Raw genomic sequence first — 18,006 nt, 5'->3', positions numbered from 1 at the left:
CATACCCCTGTCTTGCCTGTGCGAATGGCCTAACATGGGCACGCGGAAAGGGCTATCATCGGCCAGGAAAAACCGGAGGCGCGCGTGACGCAGCGACTGATTTTAGGGCAGGTTCTGGCGTTTGAGGGCGATCCCCGCACGCTTGGATTACAGGCAGTGCGCCATGAGGCGAAGGGCGGCGCACTCATCCGCGATGGGATCATCGCAGCGGTCGGCGAAGGCGCGGATCTGCGCGCGGCGCACCCGGATGCCGATGTCATCGACCACGGCAACGCGTTGATCCTGCCCGGTTTTATCGATGCCCATGCCCACTACCCCCAAACGGCGATGATCGCGTCCTGGGGCAAGCGGCTGATCGATTGGCTGAATACCTATACCTTCCCGGAAGAGGCGCGGTTCCATAACCCCGCCTATGCCGCTGATATCGCGGGGCGATATCTGGATTTAATCGTGTCGAGCGGCACCACGACCGTGGCCAGCTACTGCACCATCCACCCCACGTCTGTGGATGCCATCTTCACTGCCGCCCAGTCGCGCGGCATGCGGCTGCTGGCGGGCAAGACCTGTATGGACCGCAATGCGCCCGAAAACCTGCGGGACACGGCGCAATCGGCCTATGACGACAGCCGCGCGCTCCTGCGCAAATGGCACTGCGTTGATCGGCTCAGCTACGTCATCACCCCGCGCTTTTCACCCACCTCAACGCCCGAGCAGCTGAGCGCGCTCGGCGCGCTGTGGGCCGAGCACCCCGATTGCCTGATGCAGACCCATCTGTCCGAGCAGGTGGACGAGATCGCCTGGGTCCGCGACCTCTACCCCGAGGCCCGCGATTACCTGGACACCTATGAAGCCCATGGACTTCTGGGCGCGCGCGGCCTTTACGGCCACGCGATCCATCTGGAGCCGCGCGAGATTGCCCGGTTGACCGAGGTTGGCGCGGCGCTGGTGCATTGCCCGACGTCCAACACCTTCATCGGCTCGGGCCTTTTCGACATGTCGCTGGCGGACACGATCCCCGTGGGCCTTGCCACGGATACGGGCGGCGGCTCCAGCTTCTCGATGCTACGCACCATGGCGGCGGCCTATGAGATCGCGCAGCTGCGCGGCGAAGCATTGCACCCGGCAGAGCTGATATGGCGCGCCACCGGCGGCTCGGCGCAAGCCCTTCATCTGGAAGAAAAAATCGGGCGGCTCGCAACAGGGTTTGAGGCCGACCTCTGCGTCCTCGACCTCGCCTCAACCCCCGCCATCGCGCAGCGCAGCGCGCGGGCCGAGACGATTTGGGAGGCGGTCTTCCCAACGATCATGATGGGCGACGACCGCGCCGTCACCCAGACCTACATCGCCGGAAACCCGGCCAAAAAGGCTTAGACTGCGTCCTGAACAGCGCCGACGATGTCGTCGACAACCGCGGTCATCAGCGCCTCATCCTCGGCCTCGGCCATGACGCGGATCAGCGGCTCGGTCCCCGATTTGCGGATCAGCAAGCGGCCCGAGCCGTTCAGCCGGGCTTCACCCGCCTCAATCGCCGCCTTCACGCCAGGCGCTTCCAACGGCGCGGCGCCGCTTTCAAAACGGACGTTCTTCAGCATCTGCGGCACGGTCTCAAAATTGCGGGCAAGCGCGCTGGCGGGCGTTCCCGTGCGCACCATCTCGGCCAGGAATTGCAGCCCCGCGATCAGGCCGTCGCCCGTGGTCGCATAGTCGGTCATCACGATGTGGCCCGATTGCTCTCCACCCAGGTTAAACCCGCTGGCGCGCATCGCCTCGACCACATTGCGGTCGCCCACCGCCGTGCGGTGCAGCGCGATGGAAGATTCCGCCAAAAACCGCTCCAACCCCAGGTTCGACATCACCGTGGCGGCGAGAGTGTTCCCCTTCAGGCGCCCTTCTTCGGCCCAACGCTTTGCAAACAAAGCCATAATCTGGTCGCCGTCGGCCACGGCCCCGGTCTCGTCGATCAAGATGACCCGGTCCGCGTCGCCATCAAGACAGATGCCCACATCGGCGCCGACCTCTCGAATTTTTGCTGCCGCCGCCTCGGGCTTCGTGGATCCGCAGCCCAGATTGATGTTCAAACCATCGGGCGACACGCCAAGGCTGACGACATCAGCGCCCAGTTCCCAAAGCACCTCGGGCGCTGCGCGGTAGGCGGCGCCGTTGGCGCAGTCGATCACCACTTTCAGCCCGTCGAGGCGCAATTCGGGCGGGAACGTGGATTTCACCCGCTCCACATAGCGCGAACGCCCGTCGTCGATCCGCTTGGCGCGCCCGATATTGGCGGCCTGGGCTGCTTCGACCCCCTCTAACGTCATGTTTTCAATCGCCAATTCCGCCGCGTTATCCAGTTTGTAGCCATCCGGGCCAAAGAACTTGATGCCGTTGTCCACGGCCGGATTGTGACTGGCCGAGATCATCACGCCCACATCCGCGCGCATCGACGGCGTCAACATGCCCACGGCGGGCGTCGGCACCGGCCCCAAAAGCAGCACGTTCATGCCGGTCGAGGTGAAGCCCGCCGTCAAAGCGTTCTCGATCATGTAGCCGGACAGACGCGTGTCCTTTCCGATCACCACTCGGTGTGCCGCTGATCCGTCCCGGCGGAAGTAGCGCCCCGCTGCGGCACCCATCTTCAAAGCCATTTCGGCTGTCATCGGATAGGTATTCGCCTGGCCTCTTACCCCATCCGTTCCGAATAGTTTCCGTGTCATGATTCGCCCTACTCTCTCAAAAGTCTTTTTTTACAACGCACTATGGGCGGCGCTCCAAAGCGCCACGGCCTGCTTGTGCAAAGCTATATCATGGACACGCAGCACTTGTACGCCCTGTCCCAGCGCCCATAGGCCAACACCCGCCGAGCCCGGCCCGCGTCTGTCCGCCTGTGGCTCCGCCCCCAGAGTGCCAATGAAGCCCTTTCGCGAGACGCCCAACAGGATCGCGCAGCCCAGGCTGTGAAACAGAGAAATCCGTTGGATCAGGGCGAGGTTCTGCGCCTGCGTTTTGCCAAACCCGATGCCAGGATCGACCACGATCTTGCGGCGCGCCACGCCCGCCGCCTCTGCCCGCGCAATCGCAGCCGCCAAACCGTCGTAGACGTCAAGCAGCACGTTGTCGTAGGCCGTCGCCGCCTCGGCCTGCATGGTTTCGGGCGTCGCAATGGAGTGCATCAGGATCAGGTCCGCGCCCGCCTTGGCCGCCACCTCCGCAAGCCTGGGGTCAAAGCGAAGGCCCGAGACATCGTTCAGGATCGCCGCACCCGCTGCCATTCCCGCCTCGGCCACTGCCGCTTTCCGGGTATCGAGACTGAGGATCGTACCGCTGCCTCGCAACGCGTCGATCACCGGGGCCGTGCGTGCGATTTCCTCGGCAACGGGCACCTCTTCCGCCCCGGGCCGCGTAGATTCGCCCCCGATATCAATAAGATCCGCGCCTTCGGCCTGCATTTTCCTCACATGATCGACCGCCGCTTCCAGCCCGCTGAACCGCCCTCCGTCCGAGAAACTATCGGGGGTGGTGTTCAGGATCCCCATGAGCCGGGGACGGTCGAGGGAGAGCCCCGCCAAATCCGCCCGGGGGGCCTGGATCTTGTGCAAGATCTGTGAGGGCGCCTCTGCCACGGGGACGATTGTGGGCGCGGCGTCTCGGCTCAGGCATTCCACATGGTCAAACCAAGCGCTGCCCCCGGCGATCGGCAAAGCGCCCGTGGGGCGGGCGGGGTCAAGGCTGGGAATGGCGCGCCAATAGCAACTCATGGCACCGCGTACCCCGCACGGCGCAGGGGCACAAGCGGGCGACAGATCGTTGCACGAGCAATAAAAGCAAGGCTCGCGCGATGGCCTCTTCTCTGGCACGATTGCGTATGGACACTCAGACGCCACTCTTTCGGACCCTGCGTTTGACGGGCCGCCCGCCCGAACCGCAGGCCTTGCCGCTTTACACCCGCCTCTTCGCAGAGGCCGGCGCCGGTGACCTGAGCCGCGACCAGCAGGACTGGGCGCGCCACGCGATTGCGCCCTGGACCCTGACCCACGCGGGCCACGACGTGGGCGTCGGCGGCTTTCGCATCGGCTTTGCCGAGAACGGGCTTGAGGTGCTTTTCCATTTCATTCCAGAGGTTTGGGGCCAAGGCCTGGCCAGTGAGTTCCTCAACACGGCGCTCGATCACGCCCGCACGACCCTGCGGGAAGACCATTTCTTCGGCCATGTCGCACCCGAAGACACCGCCTCCCTGCGCGTGATGGAGAAGGCCGGGTTCGAGCCCGCGCCCTACAACGAGGGCCCGCGCCTTTTGATGCGGCTCAGGTAAGATCCGGTATCGCATCGGTGGGATACGCCTCTGGTTCGGGTCCCCCGATGGAGATCACCCGCTGCGCTTCAAACGCCTCGGCCAGCCAATGGGTCAGTGCGACCGGGTCCGTGACGTCGGTGCCCGGCCCGTCTACGGCGTCCAGCACCAGTTTCGACGGCGCCCAGACGCTGATCTTGCCTTGCCGCATCGCCCAATCGAGCTCGGTTCGGCTATCGACCACCACGCAGCGCGGGTCGCGCGCCGCCAGAACCCAGGCCGATTGCTCGATGGCCAGAAGCGCGATGCGCCGCTGGGGCATCGCATGGGCAGCCTCGGGGAGGGCCAGGTTGGGGGCGTCTACGCAAAGGATCAGCGGCGCATCCGCACGCTCCAGCGCATCCAAAAGACCTTTCATATCAGCGCGATGGATCGCGGCGTCCGAAAGATAGACGACAATCGGATGCGGCGCGGCATCCGCCAGCAGGCGCAAACGGCGCCGGCCTTTCGGGGCTTCGCGCAAGATCTCGACACCCAACGTGTAGGGCCCCCGGTCCAACTTGCCGATGCGCACGAAAACGCGCGCGGCCAGGGGATGCTCCAGAATACCGTCAGCGATCCGTGCGGCGAGCGTTTCCAGCAGGTTCACGCGCTCTGCCGCCAGGGCCGCGTCTATCGCCTCGGCAATCGTGTCATAGCTCAGGATCCGGTCCACATCATCGGTGGCACTTTCGGCCCGCGTCTCGACCTCGACAACGACATCGAACTGGATCTTCTGGGTCACGCCCCGTTCCGCTTGAAACGCCCCGATCTCGACCTCACGGATGTGATCCGTCATCGAAATGCGGTCGCGCGGCGTATCATCAGCCGTGGCCTTTGCCCGTTCCATCGGGTGGCTGAAGGCTTGTGTAATCTCGTCGGTCATGGCGCGCCCCAAACTGCGGTTTGGGGCCGTTTACCACAGCACGCGCAGGCCGACAGAGCCAGCTTCCGGCGTCAATCAGACCAAATCCGACGTGCGCTCAGTATTGCTGGCGATAGAAGTGATGGATCCCGATCTCAGTCGTGCGCGGATAGACGCTGGCCCAACGGGGGTTGACCCAATCGGCGTGGTAATGCGTCGCCCCTGCCGTCAGATCGCGCGGCGCGCCGTCGATCATGATGCGCGCGATATGGCCCAGACGGTGCATCGCGGCGGCGTCGGTCATCTCTTCCGGACGGCCGTCGCAGGTGTAAGTGAACTGGCAGGCGAATTGGCGGCCGGTGCCCTGGGTGATCACGCCGCAAATGGTATCGGGGTAGTTCGCGGCATCGACCCGGTTCAGGATCACTTCGGCGACGGCATATTGGCCCTCAATCGGCTCACCCCGTGCCTCAAAGTACAGCGCTTCCGTTAGGCACTGCCATTGCGCGTTGCCGCGCGGCGCGCGAAGGGCGTCCAACTCAGCGACATCCATGATACGGCGGTCGTTGCGGGCGCGGCCCGCGTCAAAGGCTGATCCGATCTGGCGCAGACGGCTGGCCGAAAGGCCCGACAGCGACGCCGCCTCCATACCCATCAATTGATCTAGGACGCCTGACAATCCATTGGCCGAGGCTGACGTGCTGAGCGTCACATCCGTGGCCGACACGTTCTGGGCAAACGCGCCCGTTGCCGCACAAAAGGACATAAGGCCCGCGGCCACCGCGGACAAAAACCGTAACTTCATCACTGCACCCTTCCAAGGGAATTGGCCGGATCCATTCTGATGCGGAGCCTGACCGGTCTTCTTTGAAGGGGTGTTAACGCAAATCGGAAAAATGACAAAACGCGCCCTGAATCCTGCGCAAACGCCCGAAGCGACCGCAAGATTTAGTGAACGCCGTTAAAGCTATACTTTAATGTCGCCGTCCAATGCCTTGTCTTTGATAGCAAATTGCGCAGCAGCCAGTTTTGCGACCGGAACCCGGTACGGAGAGCATGACACATAGTCAAAGCCCGCCTTGCGCGAAAAGTCGACTGACTCCGGGTGGCCACCATGCTCACCGCACAGCGACAGGGTCAGCTCCGGGCGCGCGGCGCGGCCCCGCTCTGCGCCCAAATGCATCAATTCCCCGACCCCGTCCACATCAAGCTGCCGGAACGGGTCTTCGGGGTAGACGCCCTGTTGCACATAGGCCGACATGAAACGCCCGGCATCGTCACGCGACAGGCCATAAGTCATCTGGGTCATGTCATTGGTGCCGAACGACAAAAACTCGGAATGCTCAGCGATTTCACCGGCGCGTAACGCGGCCCGCGGCGTCTCGACCATCACGCCGAGACAATAGGTGAAATCGCTGCCAGTCTTCGCCCGGACCTCCGCCGCGATGGCGTCGATAGAGGATTTCACCAGCTCCACCTCACGGCGCGCGGTGACCAGAGGGATCATGATTTCGGGCACAACCTTGGCGCCCTTCTTGGACGATTTCACCGTCGCCTCAAAAATCGCGCGGGCTTGCATTTCGTAAATCTCGGGCACCGTGATGCCCAGTCTAACGCCCCGCATCCCCAGCATCGGGTTGAATTCCTGCAAGGCTTCGATTCGCTGCGCAACCCGGCTGACCGGCAGATCCAGCGCCTCGGCCAGCGCGCGGATGCCGTCGCGGTCGCGGGGCAGAAACTCGTGCAGGGGCGGATCAAAGAGGCGGATGGTGACCGGCTGGCCCTTCATCAGTTCGAACAACTGAATGAAATCATTGCGCTGCATCGGAAGCAACCGGTCGAGGGACGCGGCGCGATCTTCAGCGTTCTCGGCGAAAATCATCTCGCGCATCACGGTCATGCGGTTGCTGTCGAAAAACATGTGCTCGGTCCGGCACAGGCCAATCCCGTCGACGCCAAAACGCTGCGCCATCGCAGCGTCTTCGGGCGTGTCGGCGTTCGCGCGCACGCCGATGTCACGGAACGCGTCGGCCCAATCCATCAACGTGGCAAAGGCACCGCCAAGGGCGGGCTCGACCATCGCGGCAGCACCCACCAGGACCTCTCCGGCGGAGCCGTCGAGGGTAATGACATCGCCTTCATGGAACACTTTGCGGCCCGGCACGGTGATCGTCTTCTTGCGCTGATCCAGCTGTAACTGCGTCGCCCCGGCCACGCAGGGCAGGCCCAATCCGCGAGCAATAACAGCGGCATGGGAGGTCACGCCGCCCCGCTCCGTCAGGATCGCCTGGGCCGCGTGCATGCCGCGAATATCCTCGGGCGAGGTCTCGCGGCGGACCAGAATGCAGGGATCGCCCTGGGCGGCGGCGGCTTGGGCCGCGGCGGCAGAGAACACGATCTTGCCCGACGCGGCACCCGGAGCTGCCGGAATGCCGGTGGTCAACACATCGCGCGCCGCGCCTGCCTTGATCTGGCGGTGCAACAGCCCGTTTAACGTGAACGGGGGGATCCGCGTTATGGCCTCTTCCCGCGCGATGATGCCGTCGCTGGCCAGCGCGACGGCGACCTCCACCTCCGCGCGGGCCGAGCGCGGGGTCCGTACCGCGTCGAGGATCGACAAAGCACCATCCATCAAGGTGAATTCGATCTGCATTTCCTCGCGCAGACGCTTGCGCATCAGCACGTGCGCGTCGCGCAGCGCCTGCACCTGGGCGGGTGCGATATCCTCTAACGCGGGCCCGCGCGGATCGCTTTCGATGAACTGCGCCGCCCCTTCCGTCAGGGCCTGACGCCCCTGCCCACGCGGCAGATAGCGCCCGGTGATTTGCGCCGTGCCGGTATCTGAGGAGACGAACTGAACGACACCGGCGCCGGAAATTCCCTGGCCCGGCCCCAGCGCCATCTTCTGCACGACCAGCCCAAGTCCCGCATCCGCGGGCGCGCCCTGGGCCTGGCGCAATAATCGCGCCGTCGTGCCTTCCCAGGCCCGCGCCATCGAGCGCAGGACTTCCGCCAATTGCGTGGTGGGATCTTGCGGAAACGCCTCCTCCATCTCGGCCTCATAGGCCTGTTTGGCCAGGCGCGGCGTGATCGGGTTCTCAAATTCCTCAGCGTCGAGGCGGTGAACGTCGACGGCGTAGGACCGGATGAAGCTGGTATAGACGGCGCCCGCGACGTCCGGCCCGTGGGTCTCCGAAAGCGCATCCGCGGTGGCGTCGCACATGCCGACGTTCAGGATTGTGCCCGGACCGCCCCAATCGGGCGTCTGCGAGGACGAGCGCACCGACAACAACGCGCCGGGGCCAAAAACGCCCACAAGCGCCTCCAGATCCGGCATTTGCCCATCGGCAATCGCGCGCACCGTCTCGAAGCTGAGCGCGACCGTATGGGGCACTGGCATGTCCAGCCGCGCCAACCGCTGCAGGCATTTCGCACGGTTCCCGTGCCGATCCGTGCGGATATCGGCGGTGGGCGTGATCTCGGTGAAATCGGGCGTGGTCAGCATGGGCCGGGCTCAAGGGTTGGGTCTCGCGAAACATACAACCCAAAGGTTAACTGTCCAGTTTGGTGGACAGGTCTAAGACAGTTTACCGCAGGAGTGTTGCGAACCGCGCGGGGCCGCGCCAGCCCGCTCTAGCCTTCGATCTTCGTCAGATCCGCGACCGAGCCGCAGGTTTCCGAGATATCATGCAGCAAATTCAGGCGGTTGCGGCGGATGATGTCATTTTCGGCATTGACCTGAACGACCTCGAAGAAGGCATCGATGGGGGCGCGCAGCTTGGCCATTTGGGTCATCGCCTCTTCAAACCGCTCGTCCTGGAGCGCGGGGCCGATGGCTTTGCGCGCTGCTTCAAGCGCTGTGAACAGCGCGCGTTCCTCGTCGGTTTCGGCATATTTCACGTCCGCGCCGTAGCGGTATTCGACGCCGTCTTTGGCTTCGGCCTGGGCCAGGATATTGGCCGAGCGCTTGTAGCCCTGGATCAGGTTCTCGCCATCCGGCGTGTCGAGGAAAGCTTGAAGCGCGCGGGCGCGGGCCACGACGAGGGTGAGGTCGTCGGTTGGCGGCATGGAGAGGGCCGCGTCGATGACGTCGTGGCGGATGCTTTCCGAGCGCAGGTGGACTTTGAGGCGGTCGTGGAAGAAGGCGAGGAGGTCATGGTCTGCTCCGAGAACTGGTTTAGGCATAAATCCGAGCAGTTCGGTCCAGGGATCGTTCTCGCCGCGAATTATACTTAGCCCTTCGCCATCGGCAGTCGTGTCAACACCTGCTAGATCCGCCTGACCGCGACGTTTTTCTTTCAATTCAGATAAACGCTTATTGAATTGCGATGCCAAAGCGCCCTGGGCTTCACCCAAAAGAGCACGGAGCGGCAGACGTCGCCCCCCATCCAAAACAATCCGAATAACCCCCAACGCCGCGCGCCTCAAAGCAAACGGGTCCTTCGACCCCGTTGGCTTCTCGTCAATTGCCCAGAAGCCCGTCAGCAGGTCCAGTTTGTCGGCCAGCGCCACGGCCACCGACAAAGGCGCCGTCGGCACGTCATCCGTCGGCCCGAGCGGCGCGTAGTGCTCTTCGGCGACCGCCGCAATCGCGGGGTCCAACCCGGCCTCCAGCGCGTAGTATTTGCCCATCGTGCCCTGCAGTTCCGGGAACTCGTATACCATTTCGGAGCTCAAATCGGCCTTGGCGATCCGCGCTGCCGTTTCCGCCGCCGTGGGGTCTGCGCCGACCATCGGCGCGATCTCTCGCGCCAGTGCCGCGATCCGCTCCACCCGCTCGGCCTGAGAGCCCAAGCGCCGCTCGAAAGTCACGTTTTCCAGCGCCTTTCGCCAGTCTCCCATGCCCTCTCGCGCGATGCGCAAGTCGTTGTCCCAGAAGAACTTTCCGTCCGCCAGACGCGCCGACAGCACCTTGCTGTTGCCCGCAAGGATCGTTGCGCCGTCGTCCGCCGTCTCTCGGTTCGCCACGGTGATGAACCGCTCGATCCGGCCCGTCGCCGGATTGCGGACCGAGAAGAACTTCTGGTGTTCGCGCATCGAGGTTTGCAGCACCTCGGCAGGCAAGCCCAGAAACGCCTCATCAATCGCGCCCATCAACACGACCGGCCATTCAACCAGCCCCGCGACCTCGTCCAGCAACCCCTTGTCTTCCACAACCTCAAGCCCTGCTGCGAAGGCCTGCGTGGTGGCGTCGTGCCAGATCGCCTCCGCCCGGTCCGACGCGGACAAGACCACCTTTGCAGCGCGCAATTTCGCCGCGTAGTCCTCGAACGACGAAACAGTGAACCGTCCCGGCGCCATAAACCGGTGGCCCTCTGTCGTGTTGCCCGAGGTGATGCCATCGACGGCGAACGGCACGATTTCCGAGCCGTCTTCGCGCGACAAGATGCAGAGGATCAACTGCAACGGCCGCACCCAGCGCAAGGCGCCATCGCCCCAGCGCATCGACTTCGGCCATGGGAAGCTGCGGATGATCTGGGGCACCAGTTCTGCGATGATCTCTGACGCCGCGCGGCCCTCGGTCGTGACCTTGGCGTAGTAGAACGTGCCCTTCTTTTCTGCGCGCTCTTCTAAAGCCGCGCGCGCCACGCCCGCGCCGCGCAAGAAGCCCTCCAACGCCTTTTCGGGCGCGCCGACCTTGGGGCCGCGCCGTTCTTCCACGGTCGTGGCCGAGGCTTCCGTCAGCCCCTCAACCGTCAGGACCAACCGCCGGGGCGTCACGAAAGATCCGGCCGAGGCGTAGGTCAGCCCTGCCTCCACCAACCCGTCTGTGACCAGCCGCTTGAGATCAGCGGCAGCCTTGCCCTGCATGCGGGCGGGGATTTCCTCGGAGAAGAGTTCCAGCAGAAGATCGGGCATGGGAATTACTCCAAAGTACCGTTGAGTTGTGTCCAGGCGAAGCCGCGCCCGTCGGGGAAGATGGCCACCACGCGGTCGACACCGCGTGCGGCGTTGCGTTGGCCGAGGTAGGCGGTTGCCGCGCCCGCCTCCAGCGCTTCGCCGATGGCGGTGGCGTCGAAACAGTCAAACCAGCCGGGGCCGATCAGCGGCGTGGGGTCGTCATAGGTCGCGGCCTCTGCCAGGGGGGCCACGTCAACCAATTGAAAACACGCGCGAAACCGCAGGGGCGAGGTCGTGGCGTCGATGCCCTCTGCCCCGGTGATGTCCAATGGCACAAGTGCGCCATCGGGGCGCTGAACCGACACTTCCACAACCTCCAGGGGCGTGTAGTAGGCGCGGGTGTTGAACCACCACAGCGCCACGCCAAAGACCACCGTGATGCCGATGATCAGGTAAACGATGAACCGGCCGGAGGTCACGCCACTTCAGCCCCGCCAGCCGAGGTTTGAACAAACGCATCGGCGCACATCTTGGTCAGCGCGCGTACGCGCCCGATGTAGGCCTGGCGTTCCGTCACCGAAATCACGCCGCGCGCGTCCAGAAGGTTGAACAGGTGGCTGGCCTTGATCGCCTGGTCATAGGCCGGGTGGACCATGATGATGTGCTTGCCGGTCTTGGGATCTGTCGCTTCATGGGACAGCAACTGCTGGCACTCGGCCTCCGCGTCCTCAAAATGGCGCAGGAGCGCTTCGGTGGTCGCGGCATCGAAGTTGTGGCGCGAGTATTCCTTTTCCGTCTGGCGGAACACGTCGCCGTAGGACAGCGGGATCGGCGCGTCGGGGTCGTTGTAAGGCATGTCCATGACGTGATCGATGCCAAGGATGTAAATCGCCAGACGCTCCAGCCCGTAGGTCAATTCGCCCGAGACCGGGTGGCAATCGTGGCCGCCGACCTGTTGGAAATAGGTGAACTGGCTGACTTCCATGCCGTCACACCAGACCTCCCACCCCAGGCCCCAGGCGCCGAGGGTGGGCGATTCCCAATCGTCTTCCACAAAGCGGATGTCATGCAGGTCCGTGTCGATGCCAATCGCCCGCAAGGATCCCAGGTATAGGTCCTGCAGGTCGGGCGGCGAGGGTTTGACGATCACCTGATACTGATAATAGTGCTGCAACCGGTTCGGGTTCTCGCCATAGCGTCCATCCGTCGGTCGGCGCGAGGGCTGAACATAGGCCGCCGTCCAGGGCCGCGTGCCCAGGGATCGCAGGGTCGTGGCGGGGTGAAACGTGCCTGCGCCAACTTCCATGTCATAGGGCTGCATGATCGCGCAGCCCTTGCCCGCCCAATAGGCCTGTAGGCGCAGAATGATCTCTTGGAACGAACGAGGGGGGCTGGCGTCGGCCATGGACAGGGCTCCGGGGTGGGTCGGGTTTGGCGCAACGCTCTAGACGGGGCGGGGGCCGTGGTCAATGAAGCGTGGGCCAGGCTCAACGGTGGGCGCGCCAGACGCCGCACAGGCCAACCAAAGGGTTAACGGCGTTAACGACCTGCCGCATCTGCGCCACGCCCCGGTCACGACTTGTGGAAAACTATTGCAAAACAGGGTGCAATCCACGCAAAGCGTCGATAAGTTGTCGCTTGGGCTGCGTATTGCGCCGCTCAAGCGCGCACAAGTATTACAGACAGGGCTTCAGGATAGATATGGCGATGCGGTTTTTGCAGGGGCTTTTTGCCCTGACTTTTGTGGTTTTCGGTTTCATCGGCGCGACGACGTCCAGCGCCCATGCACAGGGCCAGGTCTGGGTCCAGATCGAGGCGCATCCAAACCTTGCAACGGCGGAACAACGCATCCGCGCCTATGCGCAGCTGGTCGAAAACGTGAACGGTTTTCGCGCGACCACTGGCCTTTATGCCGTGGCGCTTGGTCCCTATGATGCGGGCACCGGTCAGTTGGTGCTGCAACAATTGCTTGGCCAGGGCCTGATCCCGCGCGACAGCTTCATCGAGGACGGCGATCTTTATGCGACGCAGTTCTTCCCCGTGGCCGCCGGTGCCCAGGAAGAAACCGCAGAGGCGCCCGCGGAAGCCCCGGTAGAAGAAGTCGCCGTCGCCGCCCCCGATGAAACCCCGCAGCAAGCCCGCCAGTCCGAGGCCCAATTGACCCGCGAGCAGCGTGATGAGCTTCAGATCGCCCTGCAATGGTTCGGCTTTTACACCGGTCGCATCGACGGTGCCTTCGGCCCCGGCACCCGTGGCTCCATGCAGGCCTATCAGACCTCGCGCGGGATGGAGCCTTCGGGCATCCTTACCACGCGCCAGCGGGCGCAATTGCTTGAAGAATACCAGGGCGAGTTGAACGCGCTTGGCATGCGCAACGTGTTGGACCAGCGCGCGGGCATCCAGATGGATCTGCCGATGTCGATGGTTCGTTTCGACAGTTACAACTTCCCCTTCGCCCAATATGAGGAAATCAACGACAGCGGCGTGCGTGTCATGTTGATCAGCCAGCCGGGCGACCGGGCCACGCTGTTCGGTCTCTACGAGATCATGCAGACCCTCGACATCGTGCCCCTGGAAGGCGAGCGCGAGCGGGGGCGCGACAGCTTCACGCTTACCGGCCAATCCGCCACCCTGCGCAGCCATACCGAGGCGCGCCTGGTCGGCGGCGCGGTCAAGGGCTTCACCCTGATTTGGGAGCCTCAGGCCGACGCGCAGATGGAGCGGGTGCTGCCGATGATGCAGGCGAGCTTCGCCGCTGTTGACGGCACGCTCGACCCCGCAGCGGTGCCTGAGGGCCTGGACGAGAGCATCGACATGGTCTCGGGCCTGACCGTGCGCCGCCCTGACATTGTGCGCACCGGGTTCTTCCTTGATGCGCGCGGCACCGTGTTGACGACGACGGAGGCGGTGGGCCAATGCGGTCAAATCCTGATCGACAATGCCTATGAGGCCACGGTCACTTACCGCGACGACGCGCTCGGCATTGCCGTACTGTCGCCCTCGCAACAACTGGCACCCCTCGGGTTTGCACGCATGGCGACCGACCCGGCCCGACTGCGCGCCGATATCGCCGTGGCGGGCTACCCGTTCGGGGGGGCCCTGTCCTCGGCCTCGACGTCATTCGGCTCGTTGGCGGATCTGCGCGGCGTGAATGGCGAAGACACCGTCCAACGCCTCACCGTCAACACCGCCGATACCGAAGCAGGGGGGCCCGTGCTCGACCTTTCGGGCAATGTGATCGGCATGGTGCTGCCGGGGACGGTCGGTGACCGCACCCTGCCCTCTGACGTGACACTGGCGCTGCGGGCCGATCAATTGATCGGCGTGTTGCAGGCGGCGGGCGTCGGCGTGACGACGGCGCAGCCCCTGGGCGTGCTCAACCGCGAGAATGTCAGCCGCGAAGCCCAGGACATGACGGTGCGCGTCAGCTGCTGGAACTAACGACAGCCAGATCTGGACTTAACGTTCGGAAAAGAACGCAGGTGCCACCTGATAAAGCAATCGGCCGGGCACAGATGCCCGGCCTTTTACGTTGTGAACAGTGCAGCCGCCCTTCCCCTTGCAGCCCCCCGAGATATGTTGCATCCCGACGCGACGAGATTTCAGAGAGATTGAGGGCACCATGGCCGACGGCACCAGCTTGAGCATCGATGCAAAACCGACCGAGGAATATTCGGTCCGTGAGGTGTTCGGCATCGACACCGACATGAAAGTAAAGGGTTTTGCCGAGCCCACAGACCGCGTGCCTGAGATCGATTCCACCTATAAGTTCGACCCCGACACCACGCTCGCGATCCTCGCGGGCTACGGCTACAACCGCCGGGTGATGGTCCAGGGCTACCACGGCACCGGTAAATCCACCCACATTGAACAAGTCGGCGCGCGCCTGAACTGGCCGACCGTCCGTGTGAACCTCGACAGCCACATCTCTCGGATCGACCTGATCGGGAAGGACGCGATCAAGCTGCGTGACGGCAAGCAGGTGACGGAGTTCCACGAGGGCATCCTGCCCTGGGCGCTGCGCAATCCGGTTGCGATCGTGTTCGACGAATACGACGCGGGCCGCGCGGACGTGATGTTCGTGATCCAGCGCGTGCTGGAAACCGACGGCAAGCTGACGCTGATGGACCAGAACGAGATCATCACGCCGAACCCCAACTTCCGCCTGTTCGCCACGGCCAACACCGTGGGTCTGGGCGACACGACGGGCCTTTACCACGGCACGCAGCAGATCAACCAGGCGCAGATGGACCGCTGGTCTTTGGTGGCAACGCTGAACTACCTGAGCCACGATGCCGAGGTGAACATCGTTCTGGCAAAGAACCCGCACTACAACACCGAGGCGGGCCGCAAGACGATGAACCAGATGGTTACCGTGGCGGAGTTGACGCGCACGGCCTTCATGAATGGCGAGTTGTCCACCGTCATGTCGCCACGCACCGTCATCAACTGGTCCCAGAACGCTGAGATTTTCCGCGACGTGGGCTACGCCTTCCGCGTGAGTTTCCTCAACAAATGCGATGAGTTGGAGCGTCAGACCGTGGCCGAGTTCTACCAACGCTGCTTCGATGAAGAGCTGCCGGAAAGCGCGGCCTCCATGTCGCTTGGCTGACCCGGAACCGGCCAAACCCCGCCCCCCTGTCGCGTGGTGGGTTTTGGTCACCTTCACATGCCTGATCGCCCTGCAAGCGGGCCCGATCCTTTATATCGTGATCACCCAAGACCGCCTGGATGGCTTTGATTGGGCCGGTTTCATTGGATATTCCCTTGGCTCCGTCGCCCTGCCCATGGCGGTGGGGTGCGTGGGCCTTCTCTACCGCCGCCGCGCGGGGATCGCGTATTTCGTCGTGTCATTGCTGGTCTTTCTATTCGCCAGCTTCGGAAGTCTCGCGACGTCCTAGCGGGACTATCGCCGCCCAGTTTCCCCTCGACCAAACGCCTACTCCGTGGCCATATGGCCCCATGAAAAGCCTTGTTCTTTTGCCCCTGATGCTGGCGCTGGCAGCCTGCGTGCCCACGTATTCTCCCGGGCAAACGGTGACGCTTGCCAGGGGCGAGACCTGCACCGTCCTTGGTCCCGCGACCAATGGCACGCGGCTCGATTGTCCAGAGCGTGGGATCATCGTGGCGGACATCCAAACCCCAGATATCAACGCCCAGTTGAACCCCGAACTTGCCCCCGGCATCCAGCTGAGCGACGTGCCTGGCGTGCCAAACATCCCGACGATCCCGCAGACCCAGGCCGAGGCGGAATGCCGCGCGGGTCAATACGCCGAGGCCCGCGTACGCGGCGCCGCCGAAGGCGCGGTGCTGGGGGCGGCGGGCCTGCCCGGCAACACCCTGGGCATCCTGCGCCGCAGCCAGGAGATCGCACGCCGGATTGAAGGCCGCCCCGCGGCCCCCGCGCCGCCTGATCCTTGCGCCGGCCTCTGACACCCGCACCCCCAGGAATTTGCAAATTCCTGCACGCGCCCGGCCAAGGGCGGTGAACAGAGCCTTGCAAGGCTCTGCCCAGGCTTTTGCAAAAGCCTGCCGCGCCCCGTTGACCCGACCTGCGCAGCCGTCCATCGTCGCGCCATGACACAGCCCCTGCCCGACGCCATCACCGCCGCCGCCCCGCTTATCGCGCCCTACATCCGCCAGACCCCGGTTCTGTCGGTCGAGGCCAAGGCCCTCGACCTGCCCTGCCCCGTGACCTTCAAGCTGGAACACACGCAGATCACCGGGTCGTTCAAACTTCGTGGCGCCTTCTACAACATGCTGACCCGCGATGTGCCCGACGTGGGCGTCGTGGCGGCCTCGGGCGGGAACCATGGCGCGGCCGTGGCCTATGCGGCAACGGCGTTGGGGCACAAGAGCCGCATCTTCGTGCCCGCTGTCATCGCCAAGGAAGAAAAACTTAAGCGGATGAGGGACTTCGGGGGCGAAGTGATCCTGACCGAGGGCTCCGTGGGCGCCTGCATGGAGCAATACGCAGCTTATGCAGAGACCTCGGGCGCACTCTCCGTGCATCCCTACGACACCATCCCCACACTCACCGGTCAGGGCACCCTCGCGCGCGAGATCGAAGCCCAGATGGACGGCATTGACACGATCATCGTCGCCACCGGCGGCGGGGGCCTGATCGGCGGCATCGCGGCCTGGTTTCGGGACCGCGTGAAGGTGGTCTCGGTCGAGACGGAAGGCACCAACACGCTGGAGAAATCCCTGCGCGAGGGCCCGGACATCGACGAGCCTGCCAGCGGCATCGCAGCCGGCTCGCTTGGCGGGCCAAGGCTCGGGGTCGACAGCTACGCGCTGATCAAAGCTTTCGTCGATGAGGCCATCGTTCTGCCTGACACCGAGGTCTTCAACGCCGCCGCCCGCCTTTGGAACGCCACACGGTTGACGGGAGAGCCCGGCGCCGCCGTGGCCCTCGCCGCGCTGACCTCGGGCGCCTATGTGCCCACGCCGGATGAGCGGGTCTGCGTCGTGCTCTGCGGTGGCAATGCGGCGCCCGATTGGTTCCTGACGTGAGGCATCTGGCCTGCGCGGCCCTCCTCTGCCTTGCCAACTCTGCCTCCGCCCAAACCGACCTTTCCCAGACCCTCAACGCGACACTCGCGCCTGTGGCCGAGGTCGAAAGCCTCTCGGACACGCTCAATTGCACCGCCCTCTTCCGTTCTCTGTCGCTGATCTTCGGCCCCGACAGTGAGAATTTTGAGGGGTTTCAGACCCGTGAAGGGGCCATGGCCTCGATCTCCGGCGTGCTTTGGGCCGACAGCCCAGGCGGCGCCGGGCAATCACCTGATGAGGTTTTTGCGGTTCTGCTGCCGATGATCAACGCGGCCACAGACCACTACCTGGCCCATATGGACGCCACGGCGCAGGCCCTCGACACGCCCTTTGACGACCAGATCTTGGGTCAGTTCGACTTCTGCAACGCCCTGGTGGAGGCCCTGCAATCTGACGCCGGGTAACCGCGCGCGCGGGGCAA

Annotated in this window: 16 protein-coding genes; 8 read left to right on the top strand and 8 right to left on the bottom strand. The window is 64.2% G+C overall.

Features of this window, described 5'->3' with window-relative positions; translation table 11 throughout:
- Positions 1 to 84 precede the first annotated feature (84 nt).
- Entirely contained in the window at positions 85 to 1,371 is a 1,287-nt protein-coding gene (gene guaD / locus AC6I9R_RS09835; protein WP_461425394.1) for a guanine deaminase, read from the top strand.
- Here guaD and glmM read toward each other — a convergent pair.
- Together glmM and folP are read right to left on the bottom strand one after the other, a co-directional pair.
- Entirely contained in the window at positions 1,368 to 2,711 is a 1,344-nt protein-coding gene (gene glmM, locus AC6I9R_RS09830; RefSeq protein WP_461425393.1) for a phosphoglucosamine mutase, read from the bottom strand. The two genes, guaD and glmM, sit on opposite strands and share 4 nt — an antisense overlap.
- A gap of 30 nt (positions 2,712 to 2,741) precedes the next feature.
- A complete protein-coding gene (gene folP, locus AC6I9R_RS09825) occupies positions 2,742 to 3,752 on the bottom strand; it encodes a dihydropteroate synthase (RefSeq protein WP_461425392.1) in 1,011 nt (336 codons plus the stop codon).
- Between the two features lie 107 nt (positions 3,753 to 3,859).
- On the opposite strand from folP, the gene AC6I9R_RS09820 reads away from it, so the two are divergent.
- On the top strand, positions 3,860 to 4,306 hold the full coding sequence (locus tag AC6I9R_RS09820) for a GNAT family N-acetyltransferase (RefSeq protein ID WP_497863103.1): 447 nt from the start codon (positions 3,860 to 3,862) through the stop codon (positions 4,304 to 4,306).
- On the opposite strand, the gene AC6I9R_RS09815 is transcribed toward AC6I9R_RS09820, so the two are convergent.
- From AC6I9R_RS09815 to AC6I9R_RS09790, 6 genes are all read right to left on the bottom strand, one after another.
- Positions 4,299 to 5,210: a dihydroneopterin aldolase gene (locus AC6I9R_RS09815; protein ID WP_461425390.1), complete on the bottom strand. Its 912-nt coding sequence runs from the start codon at positions 5,208 to 5,210 to the stop codon at positions 4,299 to 4,301. The two genes, AC6I9R_RS09820 and AC6I9R_RS09815, sit on opposite strands and share 8 nt — an antisense overlap.
- 97 nt (positions 5,211 to 5,307) lie before the next feature.
- On the bottom strand, positions 5,308 to 5,994 hold the full coding sequence (locus tag AC6I9R_RS09810) for a cell wall hydrolase (protein WP_461425389.1): 687 nt from the start codon (positions 5,992 to 5,994) through the stop codon (positions 5,308 to 5,310).
- 162 nt (positions 5,995 to 6,156) lie between these two features.
- Positions 6,157 to 8,694 (bottom strand): putative PEP-binding protein, encoded by a 2,538-nt coding sequence (locus AC6I9R_RS09805; protein ID WP_461425388.1) that lies wholly within the window; start codon positions 8,692 to 8,694, stop codon positions 6,157 to 6,159.
- A gap of 128 nt (positions 8,695 to 8,822) precedes the next feature.
- The gene (glyS, locus tag AC6I9R_RS09800; RefSeq protein WP_461425387.1) at positions 8,823 to 11,048 is read right to left on the bottom strand and encodes a glycine--tRNA ligase subunit beta; all 2,226 of its coding nucleotides are present in this window, start codon (positions 11,046 to 11,048) and stop codon (positions 8,823 to 8,825) included.
- A gap of 5 nt (positions 11,049 to 11,053) precedes the next feature.
- Positions 11,054 to 11,509, bottom strand: coding sequence for a DUF6446 family protein (locus tag AC6I9R_RS09795; protein WP_461425386.1), 456 nt, complete (start codon positions 11,507 to 11,509; stop codon positions 11,054 to 11,056).
- Positions 11,506 to 12,435 (bottom strand): glycine--tRNA ligase subunit alpha, encoded by a 930-nt coding sequence (locus tag AC6I9R_RS09790; RefSeq protein ID WP_461425385.1) that lies wholly within the window; start codon positions 12,433 to 12,435, stop codon positions 11,506 to 11,508. Before AC6I9R_RS09790 ends, AC6I9R_RS09795 begins: the two co-directional genes overlap by 4 nt.
- Before the next feature lie 302 nt (positions 12,436 to 12,737).
- Here AC6I9R_RS09790 and AC6I9R_RS09785 point away from each other — a divergent pair, with 302 nt between their 5' ends.
- The 6 genes from AC6I9R_RS09785 to AC6I9R_RS09760 all read left to right on the top strand — a co-directional run bounded on the left by AC6I9R_RS09785 (position 12,738) and on the right by AC6I9R_RS09760 (position 17,989).
- The gene (locus AC6I9R_RS09785; RefSeq protein WP_497863102.1) at positions 12,738 to 14,471 is read left to right on the top strand and encodes a serine protease; all 1,734 of its coding nucleotides are present in this window, start codon (positions 12,738 to 12,740) and stop codon (positions 14,469 to 14,471) included.
- A 181-nt stretch (positions 14,472 to 14,652) separates the two neighbouring features.
- A complete protein-coding gene (gene cobS, locus AC6I9R_RS09780) occupies positions 14,653 to 15,642 on the top strand; it encodes a cobaltochelatase subunit CobS (RefSeq protein ID WP_461425383.1) in 990 nt (329 codons plus the stop codon).
- Positions 15,643 to 15,685: 43 nt separating this feature from the next.
- Entirely contained in the window at positions 15,686 to 15,931 is a 246-nt protein-coding gene (locus tag AC6I9R_RS09775) for a glycosyltransferase family protein (RefSeq protein WP_461425382.1), read from the top strand.
- A gap of 61 nt (positions 15,932 to 15,992) precedes the next feature.
- Complete coding sequence (locus AC6I9R_RS09770; protein ID WP_461425381.1) at positions 15,993 to 16,463, top strand: hypothetical protein; 471 nt, start codon at positions 15,993 to 15,995, stop codon at positions 16,461 to 16,463.
- Positions 16,464 to 16,607: 144 nt separating this feature from the next.
- The gene (locus tag AC6I9R_RS09765; protein WP_461425380.1) at positions 16,608 to 17,546 is read left to right on the top strand and encodes a threonine/serine dehydratase; all 939 of its coding nucleotides are present in this window, start codon (positions 16,608 to 16,610) and stop codon (positions 17,544 to 17,546) included.
- Positions 17,543 to 17,989 (top strand): hypothetical protein, encoded by a 447-nt coding sequence (locus tag AC6I9R_RS09760; RefSeq protein WP_497863101.1) that lies wholly within the window; start codon positions 17,543 to 17,545, stop codon positions 17,987 to 17,989. Before AC6I9R_RS09765 ends, AC6I9R_RS09760 begins: the two co-directional genes overlap by 4 nt.
- The last annotated feature ends 17 nt before the right edge of the window (positions 17,990 to 18,006 follow it).

The sequence above is a fragment of the Gymnodinialimonas sp. genome, assembly GCF_059726805.1.
Note: the sequence above shows the minus strand (reverse complement) of the source record. Positions and strands in the feature narration are given on the sequence as shown.

Coding starts and splice junctions, on each gene's coding strand:
- AC6I9R_RS09815 (WP_461425390.1), bottom strand. CDS start 5,210: ATGACCGACGAGATTACACAAGCCTTCAGCCACCCGATGGAACGGGCA.
- AC6I9R_RS09770 (WP_461425381.1), top strand. CDS start 15,993: ATGAAAAGCCTTGTTCTTTTGCCCCTGATGCTGGCGCTGGCAGCCTGC.
- AC6I9R_RS09805 (WP_461425388.1), bottom strand. CDS start 8,694: ATGCTGACCACGCCCGATTTCACCGAGATCACGCCCACCGCCGATATC.
- AC6I9R_RS09785 (WP_497863102.1), top strand. CDS start 12,738: ATGCGGTTTTTGCAGGGGCTTTTTGCCCTGACTTTTGTGGTTTTCGGT.
- AC6I9R_RS09810 (WP_461425389.1), bottom strand. CDS start 5,994: ATGAAGTTACGGTTTTTGTCCGCGGTGGCCGCGGGCCTTATGTCCTTT.
- glmM (WP_461425393.1), bottom strand. CDS start 2,711: ATGACACGGAAACTATTCGGAACGGATGGGGTAAGAGGCCAGGCGAAT.
- folP (WP_461425392.1), bottom strand. CDS start 3,752: ATGAGTTGCTATTGGCGCGCCATTCCCAGCCTTGACCCCGCCCGCCCC.
- cobS (WP_461425383.1), top strand. CDS start 14,653: ATGGCCGACGGCACCAGCTTGAGCATCGATGCAAAACCGACCGAGGAA.
- AC6I9R_RS09820 (WP_497863103.1), top strand. CDS start 3,860: ATGGACACTCAGACGCCACTCTTTCGGACCCTGCGTTTGACGGGCCGC.
- AC6I9R_RS09790 (WP_461425385.1), bottom strand. CDS start 12,435: ATGGCCGACGCCAGCCCCCCTCGTTCGTTCCAAGAGATCATTCTGCGC.
- glyS (WP_461425387.1), bottom strand. CDS start 11,048: ATGCCCGATCTTCTGCTGGAACTCTTCTCCGAGGAAATCCCCGCCCGC.
- AC6I9R_RS09765 (WP_461425380.1), top strand. CDS start 16,608: ATGACACAGCCCCTGCCCGACGCCATCACCGCCGCCGCCCCGCTTATC.